At 45.2% G+C, this 16,389-nt stretch carries 14 protein-coding genes; 4 read left to right on the top strand and 10 right to left on the bottom strand.

All coding sequences use genetic code 11. The features are described 5' to 3' along the window. Positions 1-45 precede the first annotated feature (45 nt). The 3 genes from AC4PM4_RS08320 to ligD all read left to right on the top strand — a co-directional run bounded on the left by AC4PM4_RS08320 (position 46) and on the right by ligD (position 3,147). Positions 46-1,143, top strand: coding sequence for a GerAB/ArcD/ProY family transporter (locus AC4PM4_RS08320; RefSeq protein WP_063564490.1), 1,098 nt, complete (start codon positions 46-48; stop codon positions 1,141-1,143). A 68-nt stretch (positions 1,144-1,211) separates the two neighbouring features. Then, positions 1,212-2,177, top strand: a complete 966-nt coding sequence (locus AC4PM4_RS08315) for an ATP-dependent DNA ligase (protein ID WP_491613331.1) — start codon at positions 1,212-1,214, stop codon at positions 2,175-2,177. A gap of 79 nt (positions 2,178-2,256) precedes the next feature. Beyond that, positions 2,257-3,147 carry a non-homologous end-joining DNA ligase gene (gene ligD / locus AC4PM4_RS08310; protein WP_491613330.1) on the top strand — a complete coding sequence of 297 codons (891 nt, stop codon included), beginning with the start codon at positions 2,257-2,259 and terminating at the stop codon, positions 3,145-3,147. Between the two features lie 59 nt (positions 3,148-3,206). On the opposite strand, the gene AC4PM4_RS08305 is transcribed toward ligD, so the two are convergent. Next, positions 3,207-4,115, bottom strand: a complete 909-nt coding sequence (locus AC4PM4_RS08305; RefSeq protein ID WP_053783466.1) for a YitT family protein — start codon at positions 4,113-4,115, stop codon at positions 3,207-3,209. 347 nt (positions 4,116-4,462) lie between these two features. Beyond that, positions 4,463-5,902, bottom strand: a complete 1,440-nt coding sequence (gene cls / locus AC4PM4_RS08300) for a cardiolipin synthase (RefSeq protein ID WP_063564493.1) — start codon at positions 5,900-5,902, stop codon at positions 4,463-4,465. 376 nt (positions 5,903-6,278) lie between these two features. On the opposite strand from cls, the gene AC4PM4_RS08295 reads away from it, so the two are divergent. Then, positions 6,279-7,622, top strand: a complete 1,344-nt coding sequence (locus tag AC4PM4_RS08295; RefSeq protein ID WP_063564494.1) for a hemolysin family protein — start codon at positions 6,279-6,281, stop codon at positions 7,620-7,622. A gap of 352 nt (positions 7,623-7,974) precedes the next feature. Here the strand turns inward: AC4PM4_RS08295 and AC4PM4_RS08290 are convergent, their stop codons facing one another. From AC4PM4_RS08290 to AC4PM4_RS08255, 8 genes are all read right to left on the bottom strand, one after another. Further along, positions 7,975-9,072, bottom strand: coding sequence for an AI-2E family transporter (locus AC4PM4_RS08290; RefSeq protein WP_063564495.1), 1,098 nt, complete (start codon positions 9,070-9,072; stop codon positions 7,975-7,977). Between the two features lie 202 nt (positions 9,073-9,274). After that, complete coding sequence (locus tag AC4PM4_RS08285) at positions 9,275-10,069, bottom strand: ABC transporter permease (RefSeq protein ID WP_488731215.1); 795 nt, start codon at positions 10,067-10,069, stop codon at positions 9,275-9,277. Further along, positions 10,062-10,970 (bottom strand): ABC transporter ATP-binding protein, encoded by a 909-nt coding sequence (locus AC4PM4_RS08280; RefSeq protein WP_064640101.1) that lies wholly within the window; start codon positions 10,968-10,970, stop codon positions 10,062-10,064. The genes AC4PM4_RS08285 and AC4PM4_RS08280 overlap by 8 nt, the downstream gene beginning before the upstream one ends. A gap of 528 nt (positions 10,971-11,498) precedes the next feature. Further along, positions 11,499-12,017 carry a hypothetical protein gene (locus AC4PM4_RS08275; protein ID WP_491613328.1) on the bottom strand — a complete coding sequence of 173 codons (519 nt, stop codon included), beginning with the start codon at positions 12,015-12,017 and terminating at the stop codon, positions 11,499-11,501. Between the two features lie 87 nt (positions 12,018-12,104). Then, on the bottom strand, positions 12,105-12,671 hold the full coding sequence (locus tag AC4PM4_RS08270; RefSeq protein ID WP_491613327.1) for a VanZ family protein: 567 nt from the start codon (positions 12,669-12,671) through the stop codon (positions 12,105-12,107). A 38-nt stretch (positions 12,672-12,709) separates the two neighbouring features. Next, positions 12,710-13,627 carry an LCP family glycopolymer transferase gene (locus AC4PM4_RS08265; protein WP_269053630.1) on the bottom strand — a complete coding sequence of 306 codons (918 nt, stop codon included), beginning with the start codon at positions 13,625-13,627 and terminating at the stop codon, positions 12,710-12,712. Between the two features lie 39 nt (positions 13,628-13,666). Further along, positions 13,667-14,998, bottom strand: coding sequence for a UDP-glucose dehydrogenase family protein (locus AC4PM4_RS08260; protein WP_079695232.1), 1,332 nt, complete (start codon positions 14,996-14,998; stop codon positions 13,667-13,669). Further along, positions 14,995-16,383 (bottom strand): sugar phosphate nucleotidyltransferase, encoded by a 1,389-nt coding sequence (locus AC4PM4_RS08255; protein WP_063564502.1) that lies wholly within the window; start codon positions 16,381-16,383, stop codon positions 14,995-14,997. Before AC4PM4_RS08255 ends, AC4PM4_RS08260 begins: the two co-directional genes overlap by 4 nt. Between the last annotated feature and the right edge of the window lie 6 nt (positions 16,384-16,389).

Genomic DNA, 16,389 nt, shown 5'->3' with positions numbered 1-16,389 from the left:
GTATCCTAACCAAATATCTAGATCGACATGCGAAGGAGAACCCACATGATTGAAAAGGGGCGTTTAACTGTAAGACAACTGGGCTCGCTGATGTTCTTATGCACGATTGGTGAACAGATTATCGTCTTCCCCTCGATGATCACTTCATATGCGCATCAGGATGCATGGTTGTCCGCATTATTGGGCGTTGCTGGAGGAGCAGGCATACTGTCCATTATGCTCGTTGTGTACAAACTGCAGCCCCGGATGAATCTGATTCAACATGCTTTGCATACTCTTGGGCCCTGGATCGGGGCCTTCATCAGCTGTTTTTATCTATTCTATTTTCTAATGGGTACCTCCGCGTTTATACGAGAAATTGGGGATTTCATGACGACCCAGATCTTGCCCGAATCCCCGCTCTTCATTGTGAATTTGCTCTTTGTTTTCACTCTTGTCTGGGGGCTCTTATCTGGTCTGGAACCCATAGGCAGGAGCGCCGAGGTATTTCTTCCCCTGATTGTGCTATTTCTGCTCATTCTGACCGTCTGTCTGTTCCCGCAATCACATCTGGACAACATCAAGCCTGTTCTTGGAGAAGGATTTCTGAATCCCTTTAAAGGCTTTGTCGCTGTGCTTACCTATCCTTATTGTGAATTGTGCATCTTTCTTATGCTCTTTCCTTATGCCAAAAAGGAAGCTCATTGGGAAAAGGATATCCTGCTGGCAGCCATTATAGGCGGATTGATGCTTACCCTAACGCTAACCATCTGTCTGCTGGTCATGGGGCCATTTATGACGCAGCACCATTGGTTCGCAGCATTTAATCTGTCGCTGAAGATTAACATAGGCAACTCTTTGCAACGAATCGAAGCCTTTATGGCTTCCGTCTGGATTATTGCCGTCTTTTTCAAAAGCATTCTGTTTTTCTATAGCTTTGTACTCGGAATTACTCATCTCTTCAAATTGTCCAGCTATCGTCCACTCATTTTGCCTGGTGCCCTGTTGGTTCTGGCCATGTCCATTGTTCTAGCTCCAAACGAAAATTTCTATCTCAAGGTTGTTATTCCATATTGGATTGATTGGGACCTGACCTGTGGCATTGCAATTCCTTTGCTGCTCATTATGGTACATAAACTAAGGGTACGGCTGCGGAAGAGTTAAACTTGCGACAGTCAACTTAGGGCATCAACCTCCAGGCAGATTTGAAAGAGGAAAGGAGTTTTAGGCACATGTTCAATCCTCTGGTTCCTTTTGAACCTATATCCCGAGATGTGATCCCTAGCGGGCAAAACTGGATTGCCCAAATCAAATGGGATGGGGTCCGCATGCTTGCTTACGAGGACGGACAGGGAATTCAATTAATTAATCGCAGATTGCACAACCGAACTGCGCAATATCCTGAGCTGGTTCAGCCACGCAATCTGTGCTCCGTCCCTTCTTATATTTTGGATGGAGAGATTATTGCCCTTGACCCGGATACGGGAAAACCGTCCTTCTATCACGTGTTGCGGCGAGATCGCATGAGCAGACCGGATGGCATTGCCCAAGCTGTAAACCAGATTCCGGTGACTTATATGGTATTTGATATTCTTTTCTGCGATGGGGTATGGGTCACAGATCAACCACTTGCAAAACGTCAGCGTCTGCTGCATCACGTTCTGAATCCTGCTCCCCATGTTCAGGAGGTGACCAACACGTCAGATCCGGACACCCTGCTCACTGTGATGAGACAGCACCAGATGGAGGGAATTGTATGTAAAGACCTTTCCAGTACCTATGGAATCAACGGTAAGGATCAACGCTGGCAGAAGGTCAAGATTTTCCACGATCTATATGCGATGATTGGCGGGGTCACCTACCGCAGTGGTATCGTCAATGCAATCGCAGTTGGTGTATATGATGGGCCAAACTTTGTCTATATTGGTCATGTCGGCACGGGTAAACTGAACTCGGACTCCTGGCGTAAACTAACCGAAGAAGTACAGCCTCTCATCCGAAAGGATAGACCATTCCATAACATACCTGAGAGAAGCGCGGAGACGACATGGGTTGAACCACAGATCGGAGTCAAAGTGCAATTCATGGAACTCACCCACCATCTTACCCTACGTCACCCAAGCATCCAGGCTTTTGCTTCGGTAAAGCGAGATGAGTGTGAGATCAGCCAGATCAGTCATCTTATCCCTGAACGATAAACTAATTTTTACATCCACCTGAAAAAGTAAAAAGGCTTTCCTTTTAAATTATACTTGTTCCCCAGAGGAGGTGTTATTCATGGCCCATACAATAAAGGGCACCATAACGATTAATGGAATGGAACTTACTGTGACTAATCCAGACAAGTTGTTATGGGCCGAAGCAGGTGTAACCAAGGCTATCTATTTGCAAAAGTTGGCGGCACTGGCTCCCTACCTACTTACTTACACCCGTAATCGGCTGCTCACCACGATACGTTATCCGCATGGTGCAGGCGGCGAGTTTTTCTATCAGAAAAATGCCCCAGAGCCCGTTCCGGAGTTTGTGCGAACCGAGATGCATGACGGGATACGATATGTGGTGATGAACGACCTCCCTGATCTGTTATGGCTTGGCAATCTGGCCGCTCTGGAGTTTCATCCTTCCTTGCATGCCGTAGGCAACCATCTGCCTTGCGAGTGGATGATTGATCTCGATCCTTCGCAGGAAGAAGAACCTCGCATTATGCAGGCGGCCTTAATCGTGGGGGAAACGCTAACTTCGCTTGGTTTGAGATCGGTACCGAAAACATCCGGTGCCACAGGTGTACAGATTATTGTTCCGATTCGCCAAGGTGTAACCTTCGATGAATTAAGAGACATCGGTTATTTTGTAGGCAAATACGTCACTCAAAAACATCCGGATCTATTTACACTGGAACGACTAAAAAAAGACCGGGGGGATCGCATTTATTTTGATTACCTCCAGCATTATGGTGGCAAAACGCTGGCAGCTCCTTACACTCCCCGCGCCAAGCCAGGTGGCACTGTGTCTACTCCACTCACATGGGATGAAGTGCGGAACAACGTTTCGATCAAGGATTACCACTTGATGAACATCGTGGAACGCCTGACGAAGACCGGGGATCTGATCGCAGCTGTCGAACCCCAGCCTGTTGAACTGATCATCCAGCATTTAAAACAAAAATAGCCGGTCACCCTCAAACCAAGGGTACCGGCTATCTTTTCGTTTACGCGCGATGAGATTCGCTAATGTATACCTTTTTTCTTGAAACGTCCGCCCTTCACATCGTGAATGTTACCAATCGCCACAAAGGCATGTGGGTCCCAATCTTCAACAATGGACTTCAGTTTAGCTTCTTCCAAACGAGTAATAACCACAAAGATAATTTTCTTCTCGTCTCCGCTGAAGCCACCCTCTCCATCCAGGAAAGTGACGCCACGACCCAGACGGTCGGTTAAGGCTGAACCAATATCACGATACTTCTCGCTGATAATCCATACCGATTTGGATTGATCCAATCCTTCATTCACAATATCAATCATCTTCATTGCAATATAATAAGCAATCATGGAATACAGGGCGTTTGGCCAGCCAAACACAAAACCTGCACCTGCAAAAATAAATACGTTAATGAACAATACGATCTGACCTACAGACAATGGTGATTTCTCACTCAACAGTATGGCTACAATCTCCGTACCATCCAGTGAACCGCCAGAACGAATGACGAGACCAACACCAACCCCCAAGATCAATCCACCAAATACAGCTCCAAGCAGTGGTTCACCTGGCGTCAGTGCAGGAACGTGGTGTAACAATGACGTTCCAATGGACATTACGACGATCCCGAGCAGTGTAGATAGCGCAAACGTTTTACCAATTTGTTTATACCCCAGAATCAGGAAAGGCAAGTTCAGCAAGGTCAGGAAAATTCCGAGTGGCAGATGTGTAAGCTCTGACACCATAATCGAGATCCCTGTTATTCCCCCATCAATAACGCCATTCGGCACGAGAAATACTTCGAGTGACACAGCCATCAGTGCAGCACCGACCAGAATCATCACGATGCGCTGCAGAAGCTTCAGTGAAAACACCGAACTCTTCACATTGCGGTCCGGCTTGGATGTTAGTTCTTTAACCGATACATTGGACATGGTATCCCCCCCGTTTTGATCAAGATGTGAATCCATTTCATAAATCATTTAAGTACCCCAGAGGAACCCTACATACAGAGGAACAACGCCGTCCCAACGCTATATGCACCCCGTTATAAAAGCACCTAAAGGCTATATGAAATGTATTCAAGTATGTCTTAATTCCGGTTGACACTTCCAAAAGAGAGCAAAAGGGAGCCTGTTTTCCCGCAGACTCCCCTCCTTCGCCAAGACATAATTTATATAAACATTATATCATAAAAGATCAAATTTGAGCAAAATAGTTAGCAAAAAGAAGATAAATTCACAAAAAGTGAACTTATCTTGAGAAATCCGCCCTATAACGGCTAAAGCAGCGGAGAAAGCATGCGAGAAAGCATTTCTGCCCCTTTTTGCCACCGTGAACGCTGCTGAAACACCTTCACGTCAATCTGGCTGCATTCATCCAAATCACGTTCAAAATCCTCGGTCAGCCGTTCCATGGATGATTTTTCGAATAACACAGCGGTCAACTCGAAATTGCAGAAAAAGCTCCGCATATCCATATTGGCTGTGCCTACCGTCGCAAGCAAATCATCCACAATCAGGACCTTGGCATGCACAAAACCTTTGCGATATTGATAGAATTTCACTCCCGCACGCAACAGTTCTTCGACATAGGACAATGAGGCCAAGTGCACAAGCCGGGAATCCGATTGATACGGAATGATGATTTTCACATCTACCCCACTCACGGCAGCCGTCTTAATCGCTTCATACAATGCGGGGTCCGGAATGAAATAGGGTGTTGTGATGTATATGCGTTCGCATGCCACGGAAATCGCCCCAAAGCACATTTCTTGAATGGCATCCCAGTCCTGATCCGGCCCGCTGGCCAGAATCTGAATCCGCTCTTCCCCGCTGCAAATATGTGGAGGGAACAGCTCTGTCAGTTGAGGCTCTGTAATCTGCTCGCCGGAAGCAAGTTTCCAGTCGTTCAAGAACGTATTTTGCAGGAAATATACGGCATCTCCTTCAATCTGTACATGGGTATCGCGCCAGAATCCAACCTCCGGATATTGTCCGAGATAATCATCACCTATATTAATTCCACCCACAAATCCAATCCTTCCATCCACCACAACAATTTTACGGTGATTCCGGTAATTCACCCTTCGGTCAATCGTTGCAATGAGCGGCGGCAGAAAATAATGAAACTCCACGCCTGCGTTCTGAAACTTGCGGATAAAGCTCCAGCTCATCTTGTGACTGCCGAGTCCATCGCAGATCAAACGCACTTTGACGCCTTCTTTCGCCTTGCGAATCATCACGTCCTGAAACTTTGTACTGATGACATCATCCCGAAAAATATAAAATTCAACATGCAGATGGTGCTCTGCCTGTTCCATGGCCCTCAACATGGCTTCAAATGTCTCTTCACCATTCGTCAGTACTTGACTCCGATTGCAACCTGTAATTGGGCTCTCAGACAGGTGTGACAGCAGGTTGAACAAACGATGCTGATGATTGTATCGGCTGCCAGACATCTGATCGGCATGCTCGACAATATGAGCCTGCTCCCAGATCGTTTCCCGTATTTCCCGAAAAATTCGCGAACCGCCCTTACGGACCTTCTTTCGTTTGCTGTAGTCCTGGGCGACAAAATAATACACAACAAAGCCGATCAAGGGTACACAGAATAAAATAAAAAGCCATGCCACAGCTTTCGCCGGATTACGGAATTCCAGCAACAGAATGGTGGCTGCCTGAAAAGTAAATACGAGCAATATAATGACCAGCCAAAACATTCGGCTTCCTCCTCATGGCAAGGTGTAACCTTGCCGTTCTCTCTCACTGTACAAGCTTTGACGATAAAGCCTTTAGCTAATCATTAGATACCCAATGTATGCACTGTTCGTAACGTTTGCTTAGATAAAATTTTACATACACAGCGCATCTGTAACAGTGCTCAGCCAGTTCTTGCCATGCTTTGGCGTTGTATATTCTGACTGTGTTCCCCTCTACATATGATTCATTCCAGTCTGCGGATCAGCACTCCATCGCCATTTCGCATACTCTGCCTTCCAGACTCTTCCTCTTTTCTTGATTGGAAGGTGGTCTTCTTACGTAAAATTAGATATAATATTCGTTAAAAACTTATTACTTAAAGGAGAAGACTAGTTAATGGAAAGTGAGAGGTATGCGTTAAATTTAGTATTGGTTGCATTTTTGATAGGACTTTCGGCGTTTTTTGTTGCAGTGGAGTTCGCTCTGGTACGGATTCGTCCGAGCCGGATTGACCAAATGATTGCAGAAGGAAACAAGCGTGCCTTGGCTGTTAAACAAGCCGTTGCCAACCTGGATGGATATTTGTCCGCCTGTCAGTTGGGTATCACGATTACATCTCTGGGACTGGGCTGGCTGGGAGAACCCACGGTAGAGAAAATTCTCCACCCTGTGTTCGAAAGCATGAACATGCCTGAGGCAGTTTCTTCATTCTTATCGTTTGTTATTGCGTTTGTTGCCATCACGTATTTGCATGTGGTAGTTGGCGAACTTGCACCTAAAACGATTGCAATCCGTAAAGCCGAAGCCGTTGCTCTGCTGACGTCTACACCTATCATCTGGTTTAACCGAATTATGTATCCTTTTATCTGGCTGTTAAACAGCTCAGCGAATCAACTGGTCAAGTTGTTCGGAATCAAACCTGCATCGGAGCATGAAGATGCACACTCCGAAGAAGAATTACAGTTTATCATTAATGAAAGCTTTGAGAGCGGCAAAATCAACCAAGCCGAGTTCGGATATGTAAGCCGAATTTTTGCTTTTGATGAGATGCTTGCCAAAGAAATCATGGTACCCCGGACTGATATGGTCTGCCTTTATGTCAATAGATCGAACGAGGAAAACCTGGATATTATCCGTCAAGAACAATACACCCGTTTTCCAGTAGTAAATGAGAGCAAAGACGATATTATCGGTATCATAAATACCAAACAATTTTTCCTGGAGTTGTACGGGAACGAAGAACCTGTCGATCTCTCTTCCCTCATTCAGCCGGTATCGGCTGTTCACGAAACGACTCCGGTCAAGGACCTGCTCAAGAAAATGCAGAAGGATGGCGTGCATATTGCCGTGCTGGTCGATGAGTATGGAGGTACGTCCGGGATTGTAACGATTGAGGATGTGCTTGAACAGATTGTCGGAGAAATTCGGGATGAGTTCGACGCAGACGAAGTGGAGGATATTCAGGTTATCAATGAAAACTATGTCATTATGGATGGCAAGGTGTCCTTGTCCAAAGTAAACGATATGTTCACGTCAAACCTGGATGCGGACGAATGGGATACCATTGGCGGATGGCTTTATAGCCATCGTCCAGAGATGAATGAACAGGAAGAATATGAGTTCGAGAATCTCACCTTCGTGTTGCTGGAAAAAGACAAAAATCGCTTCTACAAAGTCGCCGTTGTTCCTAAGGAACCACTGACCATGTCCGACTACACTGATGAAGACGAGACGAATTAATAAACTCGCTTCTTCAATATAGATACACTAAAAGGTGGTGTCCATCGTCGTGAAGATGATGGACACCACCTTTTTCATATGGCAGGCGTATTGGGATGAGTCGCGGTTAGCGATACTTGCTGTTTAGCATAGTTCGCTCTCGCGGCGAATATCTAACGAATCGAGCACGTTCTATTAGCCCTATTTTCACTGTTACAACAGCTTAACGAATCGCAGACACTCTAATGCCTTGATCTGCTGGTCCTTTCGCATTTTTCCGGCGTAAAAGAGACCCTGAAGTTCGTTAGCCTTGGCCACTCATGCTAATTCACACGATAAGGTGCCTAGAGTTGTTAGCACCTTATCGTGTGAATTAATTGGCTGGATCTGCCTTGTCTTCGACGATTCGATTCTGAATCTTCCGGAAAATAATTTTGATGATCATATATAACGGAATAACGATAATCATCCCAAGAATGTTCCCCAGGTCTGCACCTACAAGCAGTAAGATGACGGTAGTCAACGGATGAATGTCCAACTGTTTGCCATAGACATAAGGAGAGATCAGATTATCCTGAATTTGCTGAGCGATAACAATGATGACAAGCGACCAGATCGCCATTGAAGGTGATTCAATGAACCCCACAATGACGACAGGAATGGCTGCCAGCAAAGCCCCTACATAAGGAATGAAGTTCAGGATAATGGATACGGCCGTCAGGAGTAATGCATATGGCAAACCGAGAAAGAGAAAACCAATATACATCAGGATGCCCAAGGCTACATTGACAATGACACGACCTACAATGTAGCTGCTCAAAGCTTCATCGATTTCATGTACCGTCTCTTCTCCATCTTTACGGTAACGTCTCGGGAGCAACAGTGTAAGATTAGTTCCAAATTTGCTGCCTTCCTTGAGCATGTAATACAGCATGATCGGGAACGTCGCCAGAATGATGACCAGATTAGATACGACAGAAAACAATCCGGATACATAATCCGTTACCTGGGCAATGCCTTGACTTAGAAAATCGGAGAAGCGTGAGAACAGATCGGAATCCTCAGGTATATATTTTGAAAGGAAACCACTCTTTTCGAATTCAGCCAACTGATCACTGAGCGATGTAACCAGTACCGGGGCATTCTCCACAAAATTCAACAGTTGTTCACGCAGTGAAGGCCATACAAGCACACTGAATCCTGCCATAATCAGCGCAATTACCACGTAAATAATAAGGACTGACAGTGCACGTTTCATTTTGTGCCGTTCCATATAGTCGACGAGCGGACGCAGCAGATAATAGAAGAAACCAGCAATCAGCAGCGGAATAATGATGATGTGAATCAGCGAGGTCAGGGGGCTGAAAATAAAGTTGACTTTATCCCCCAAATACACGATGAGCAGCAGCAAAATAATTGCTGTACATATACGGTAAAACTTGTTGTTTATCAAGAAACGTGATCCCTCCATACGCTGCTCTGCCAAATACGACTGCGGCGATAATATGTATGTCATGCAACTTAATACAGCTTGGACAGCGTGTTCCATTCCAAGCCGTATTCTTATGTATGATTATATGTACCCTTAAATGCTAGTCATGCCACAGCGAATGCTGAATATACTCTCTTTTCCATCCTGGAGGAGAAATGGGGTAAAAAAAAGAAGCAGGCGATTAGCCTGCCACATCTCTTTTGTTGAATACAACCCATGAGATCAACATGAAAACAACATAATATACAGCTAGCACAGCAACAGAAAAGCCAAGTGTCATGCCTGTATTCCCACCGTCAAACATACTAAAGTCCGTCACTGGATCCATATACCGACTGAGATCCATGTTATTGAACAGAACATACTTGGCCCATTCATAACGAACGGGATTGAAGATCAATGAGAACAAATTCTGTGTAAACATGATAAATAGAGACAAACCGATGGCCAGAGCTCCCGAACGAAACACGGAGGAGACCATAAAGGCAATAGCGAGCGTAATAAACAAGTCCACGTACAGATATCCCCATAGTGCAAATGCGTGTGATGCAGAAGCACCGCTTCCATCCGGAGTTAAGGAATGGGAGAACAGCATATACGACATTACGGTTGCCATAATAACAACAAGTAACGTACTCAGAATACTGAATCCAATCACGGACAAATATTTGGATGCCAGTATTTTGCTGCGTGACCACGGACGAATCAACAGTAGTTTAATGGTTCCCCAAGTGAACTCTCCGGCCACCGCTTCGGCTGCAATGACGACACAGAAGATAGTATTCAGGAAAAAGACGACCTGAACGGTAGTAATAGCTGCTTGCCAGTATGGAACTTCACTGGACCCCATGCCTTCATTGAGCAGAACCGGCATCAACAGCGAAATTAATGCCAGAATAGATAACATAATCCAAGTACGCGGACGACGGAAAATTTTCATGTTTTCATTCATAATGAGATTGCCGAAATTACCCAATGCTTCCGCCCCCAGTCACCTGCAAAAATTGATCTTCCAGCGTATGGGTTACGCTACGGATACCGTATACCTGGAACCCTTCACTGACCAGCCTCGCATTCAAGTCCGGAATCTGCTCACGGGATAAACGAATCACAATGGCATTGCCCTGAACTGTAGCTTCGCTAATTAGTTCGGCTGCACGTGGAGCATCATTTACCTCAAAAGCAACTTCAGTAAGTACGTCTGCTCCCGCCTCAGCTCTGAGATTTCTCACATCAATCAATTTGCCATTTTGGATAATCGCAACGGTATCACACATCAATTCCATCTCCGACAACAAGTGGCTGGATACAAAGACGGTGATCCCTTCCTCCTGACAGAGCTGACGCAAATAATCCCTAAGTTCCCGTATTCCCTGTGGATCGAGCCCATTGGTGGGTTCATCCAATACCAACAACTTTGGTTTATGTAATATGGCTTGGGCCACGCCCAGACGCTGGCGCATACCCAGAGAATAGGTCTTTACCTTGTCATGAATGCGTGCTGTAAGCCCAACACGTTCAATCGTCTCGGCAATGCGTTCTTTCGTAATACCAGGTGACATCCGGGCAAAGTGAACGAGATTTTGATATCCGGTCAGAAACTTGTACATTTCTGGATTCTCGACAATAGCCCCAACCTGAGCGATGGCCTGTTCAAATTCATTCTTTACACTGTGTCCCGAGATGATGATATCTCCTTGACTGATGGACATCAGCCCTACCATCATTCGAATCGTTGTTGTTTTCCCCGCCCCATTGGGTCCTAAAAAACCAAAAACCTGCCCCGGAGAAATATCCAGAGTCAGGTCACTGACCAATGATCGGGAGGAGATGATTTTACTGACGCCCTGAAGACGGACGACCGGCTCCTGCTGCATTCCATTTCCTCCTTCATCAACGGGCATTCACATCATGCCCGCTTCTCATATGAAGATAGTGTATCATAATCTTTAGTATATTGTCCCGCAAACTGGGATTTCCCCTGACGTTTCGTTTGAACTACACACGCTTCACAGCATCCAAGCGGCATCTCACTCCGATAAAATCCGGTGCGAAATACGTGATTGCCTCCACAGTCCTCTTCCTTTAGTTCGACAGAGCCCCTAGCGACCGACACAATCATCCCACAACTGACACAGTAAAAGCGGTCCGTTTCAATCAATGATATTCCTTCCCCATCACAAGGAGCATTGAAGTCCCTGTTATTTGTCGTTAGACGCTGAATTTTGATACATTTTGTATCTAACTCGTAATTTACTTGACACCGGGACTAATGTCAACCCCTTAAAGGTTTAAAAAGAAATGAAATGCAAAAAAAGCTCTATAAATGCGACTAAAGTCTCGCATTCATAGAGCCTTTTCAAGTACAAATGATACAATTCGGCACATAGTATGGGTTAATACTATCATTCAGTTTTGTCATGCTCAGTCTCGGTATCTCCATTCTTCGGATAATACCAAAGCAATGTCCAATCGTCCCCATCCTTTACGATATAACAATTCTGCACGATTTTAAATTGACCAAAGGTTCCCGTAAACTTCTGGGTAACACCAATGCGATATGCCTCTGCAAATGGCTTAACGCCATCAATTACCGTAACGTCAAACTCTCGCTCTGGTTTTTCCATCTCCAGATCAAAGGTTTCCACCCCAAAATGCTGCATGAAGATATGCGCTCTCGACTGTAAATAGGCACTTTTGGGAAAACGTTCTTTCATCAATGGATGAAACAATTCCCATGAACTGCCGAAATCACCCGTCTGCTCATATTTGTAAAACTCCTGGGCAATGGCAGCAGCTTCATCTGGTGCATCTGCACGAAACAGATATGGGATGGTTCTGCCTATGAGCCACAACAGCAGCAGCACAAGTACTATGAATCCGATCTTTTTAAGTAACGCATTCCGGTTCCTTCTTCGCAGCATACCCCGTCCCCCTTGTCCTACTTCCATACTTATGATGGATGGCAAGCAAGTAGAAGCGGGAACTGGCGAGCAGCATTTCCTGGGAAATCACTTTCTTTTGACTGACGATCGCCTTGGAGACCTGAATCTTCTGAAAACGACATTAACCCCCACATATAAGGCAATTCCGCCACATCCGCCAAGCAGATCCACGCCGACATCACGGATTGAACTCGTCCGGTTAGGGCTGAACTGCTGAATATATTCATCAATGGAGGCGATAACCGCTACTACGGCCAGGGCAGCAGCGATACAAGTGAACATCCGCATTTTCCTGTATCTCAGCCCACCATAGATAAGCACCGCCAGCACAGCATATACAAATAAATGTGCACTTTTCCGAAATATGAACTCAACAAAATCATACGGTCGTTGTCTTAAGGAATAATCAAGCTCACCGTATGTGAATTTCACATCTGGTAGTGCAAATCCGATCTTCACCTTTTCAGACCATTTATGCAGCCAAGGCTGGATGGTCTGCTGCTGATAAGATTGGGTCGAAAAGTGCCAAATCACCAAAACCCAGGCCGCAATCAGCAGCAGTGACAAGATATAAACAAAAGGTCGTTGTTTACGTCTATGCTTATGCCTTCGTTTCCCGTAATCCTCCTCCATAAGCAAGGTCCTCACCACTTTCATAAGCCTTTCATTATTTATTTCTCCAAATGTTCTTCAATTATTCCGTGAATGCGATCTTTTTCCTGCTGATCCACGATGTAATAATAAATCCCATTGATTTTCTCGCCTTTACCCTTGATCTCCACCGTATCTACATTCTCCAGATCATTACGATAATCAAGGAGAAGTTCCTTCATCTCATCAAAAGTAACATCCGTTCTGACATGAGTACCTAGTTCATCAAGCATATTCTGGATATGAAGTACACTGGAGAATTGCATCGTATTCTTAAGCATCTGCTTCAGAACCTCACGCTGTCGATCATTACGACCCAAATCCCCTTTCGGGTCATCATAGCGCATTCTTGAAAAACCGAGCGCAGCAACACCGTCCAGATGAATATTCCCTTGATCATAACTCTGGCCCTCATAATCAAATGCAAAAGGATTATTTACATCCACGCCTCCGACCAGGTCAATGATTTTGGCAAAGCCCTCCATATCCACTTTCATATAATAATGAATGGGGACTCCCAAAAATTGCTCGACGGTATTTACCGACATGTCCACGCCTCCGAAGGCATAAGCATGATTGATCTTATCTACTGTATTGTGTCCCACAATGTCTGTCCTTGTATCCCTTGGAATATTAAACATGAGCACTTGTTTTTTCCCTGGGTTCACACTCAGTACAATCATCGTATCCGAGCGCCCTCGATCATTAGGACGCTCATCCACGCCAAGAATAAGTGCATTAAAAGGCTCTTTACTGTTGATATCCACTGGTAGCCCACCTCTGCTATCTGTGACCGAGACGGGCCTTACAGGATTCCGGGGCTCATAGATTTGGTCAGCGGTTGATTTAACGGATTGATAGAGATATATGGCATAACCAAACACAACAACTACAAACAAGGAAACAATCCAGATGGTAACTTTCATCCACTTTTTCATGTGTTCTTCCTCACTCACATTCAAGATGATGAATAGCGGTTAAATGATTGCTGCCGCTTTCCCTTCCAGCTTCGTCAAACCCGGACGACCTACCGAATAATATTGAAGATTAGACGCCTGCACCTGTTCAGCACTATACAAATTACGACCATCAATCATAATTGGATCCTTCATGATTTTGACCAGTTCATTCAAATCGATATGAGCGAATTCCTTCCATTCAGTCAAAACGCACAAAGCGTCTGCTCCTTCCGCAGCGTGAAGTGGATGCTCTTCCCACGTGATGGAGGCGACATCTACCTCTTTACGGAAATTCGCAGTTGCGATGGGATCGTAGGCCTTAATGACTGCTCCAGCATCACTTAAATGCTGAATGATATCGATCGCTGGAGCATCCCGCACGTCATCTGTCTCCGGTTTAAAAGCTAACCCCCAGACAGCAATTGTTTTTCCTTTTAAAGATCCCAGCGCCTCTTCCAGTTTGTGAATGACATGTAAACGCTGATCTTGGTTTACTTGGACAACGGATTTTAACAGTCTGAAATCATAATCGACCATGCCTGCGATCTGAATTAAAGCCTGTGTATCTTTTGGAAAGCATGAACCTCCATAACCAATGCCTGCCTTCAAAAAGGAAGCTCCTATACGCTTATCATAGCCCATGCCTTCGGCTACTCTTGTAACGTCGGCTCCTACTTTTTCACATATATTCGAGATTTCATTAATGAATGAGATTTTGGTTGCGAGAAATGCATTGGAAGCATATTTAATCATTTCGGCTGATCGAATATCCGTAATGATCAGGTTCTCGGTCAATGGCCGATGAAGTTTCTTCAGTGTTTTAATCGCCCGATCACTGTCTGTTCCAATGACAATCCGGTCAGGATTCAGCGTATCCTTGACCGCAGATCCTTCCCGGAGGAATTCGGGAACAGAAGCCACATCGAAAGGCTGAGATGAAATACTGCTAATCAGCTCACGGACACGATCATTGGTGCCTACAGGAACGGTGCTTTTGGTCACGATAATTTTGTAGCTTTCAATGTGACTTCCAATCTCTATAGCTACTTGCTCCACATAGCTCAGGTTGGCTTCTCCGCTCGGAAGAGAAGGCGTGCCTACAGCGATAAAGATAATATCCGACTGGCTAATCGCTTCAGCAATATTGGAGGTGAATGATAGTTTGCCTGCTTGCATGTTGGAAGCCATCAACTCTTTGAGGCCAGGCTCATAGATGGGCACGTTGCCCTCGTTGAGCATCTCTACTTTGGCCTCATTGTTGTCCACACAGATGACTTGGTTGCCGATCTCCGAAAAGCATACTCCCGATACAAGACCTACATACCCTGTTCCAATCACCGCAATATTCATCTTGTTTTCCCCCAATTCACGCAATTTTGGATAATATCTGTCCATTCCATCTCGATTCGCACAATATCCTCTTCCACCAGCTCACTGCCCATCTGAACTTCAATGATTTCAAGTTCGGTTACGGCTTTCACACTGTGTTTACTACCTGCCAGGATGGAGATAACATCCCCTTGATTAAGCAATCTCAGTTCACCATCCAGAATCAGTTCGCCCTGTCCCGAAACAACTGTCCATACTTCATTTCGTTTGAGATGGTATTGATAAGAAAAATTCTTATCTGCCTCAACAATAATGCGTTTAGTTAATACCTCTTCTCCTCTGGCATTACGCGTGTAATCAAGCACTTTGTAACAACCCCAGCGGCGTTCCTCATACATAGGACGTTGATTATCATCCTTAAGAATCTCTTTAATCTGTGGACTTGCCTCTTTCTCACTAACCAGAATTCCATCCGGACTCGTCGCAACAATAAGATTGGATACTCCCAGCACACACACCGGAATATTCAACTCATTGATTAGATGTGTGTTTACCGAGCTATTCGTCATTACACCTTTGCCCACAATATGAGTACTCATTTCGTCCGTCAGCGTATTCCATGTACCGAGATCTTTCCAATATCCCTCATAAGGTGTAACCACAATGTGACTGGCTTTTTCGACTACTTGATAATCAAAGCTAATTTTCTGTAATCTTCCGTATTGTTTGAGCATCTCTTCATACTGAATTGGCAGTTCAAGGGAGATCAGCAGATTAATCAGATAGTTCAGCTTGAATGCAAAAACCCCGCAATTCCAAAGGGCAGATTGCTCTATCATCTCTGCCGCTTCAGTCTCACAGGGTTTTTCTTGAAAACGTGATACTTTGGCGTAATGGTTATGTTTTTCGGTTTCATGTGGATCAGGAATAATATAACCGTATTTCTCTGAAGGATAAGTGGGCTTTACCCCGATTAGTGCGAGCTCCGCACCAGACTCATCCAACACTCCTTCAAGCTCTGTAACTTTATAGAAAAAGGATTCCTCCACATATGGATCAACGGGAAGTACAGCAACCGTTTCGTTCAGACTGACGCCCTGTACCGAGTACAGATAAACAGCTGCCAAGGCAATTGCGGGAAAGGTATCTCTGCGTTCCGGCTCTACGACAAGATCAACCTCATCGCCCAGTTGACTCCGCAAAATCTCCACCTGTGGCTTACTCGTTGCAATCGTGGCCTGTTCGCTTAATCCCGTATGCTGCAGTTGCCTCCATACCCGTTGAACCATGGATTCCGTCTGCCCTTCAGGGCCCTCCAGTACTTTCAAGAACTGCTTCGATCTCGTATCGTTGGATAAGGGCCATAACCTCTTGCCTGATCCACCGGAGAGAAGTACGATTCTCATGGTTAT

This window comes from Paenibacillus sp. MDV22-iso6 (genome assembly GCF_058408365.1).
This window is presented reverse-complemented; position numbering and strand designations above follow the sequence as displayed.

Coding starts and splice junctions, on each gene's coding strand:
- AC4PM4_RS08255 (WP_063564502.1), bottom strand. CDS start 16,383: ATGAGAATCGTACTTCTCTCCGGTGGATCAGGCAAGAGGTTATGGCCC.
- AC4PM4_RS08280 (WP_064640101.1), bottom strand. CDS start 10,970: ATGCAGCAGGAGCCGGTCGTCCGTCTTCAGGGCGTCAGTAAAATCATC.
- AC4PM4_RS08270 (WP_491613327.1), bottom strand. CDS start 12,671: ATGGAGGAGGATTACGGGAAACGAAGGCATAAGCATAGACGTAAACAA.
- AC4PM4_RS08315 (WP_491613331.1), top strand. CDS start 1,212: ATGTTCAATCCTCTGGTTCCTTTTGAACCTATATCCCGAGATGTGATC.
- AC4PM4_RS08275 (WP_491613328.1), bottom strand. CDS start 12,017: ATGCTGCGAAGAAGGAACCGGAATGCGTTACTTAAAAAGATCGGATTC.
- AC4PM4_RS08265 (WP_269053630.1), bottom strand. CDS start 13,627: ATGAAAAAGTGGATGAAAGTTACCATCTGGATTGTTTCCTTGTTTGTA.
- AC4PM4_RS08295 (WP_063564494.1), top strand. CDS start 6,279: ATGGAAAGTGAGAGGTATGCGTTAAATTTAGTATTGGTTGCATTTTTG.
- cls (WP_063564493.1), bottom strand. CDS start 5,902: ATGTTTTGGCTGGTCATTATATTGCTCGTATTTACTTTTCAGGCAGCC.
- ligD (WP_491613330.1), top strand. CDS start 2,257: ATGGCCCATACAATAAAGGGCACCATAACGATTAATGGAATGGAACTT.
- AC4PM4_RS08290 (WP_063564495.1), bottom strand. CDS start 9,072: ATGGAGGGATCACGTTTCTTGATAAACAACAAGTTTTACCGTATATGT.
- AC4PM4_RS08305 (WP_053783466.1), bottom strand. CDS start 4,115: ATGTCCAATGTATCGGTTAAAGAACTAACATCCAAGCCGGACCGCAAT.
- AC4PM4_RS08260 (WP_079695232.1), bottom strand. CDS start 14,998: ATGAATATTGCGGTGATTGGAACAGGGTATGTAGGTCTTGTATCGGGA.
- AC4PM4_RS08320 (WP_063564490.1), top strand. CDS start 46: ATGATTGAAAAGGGGCGTTTAACTGTAAGACAACTGGGCTCGCTGATG.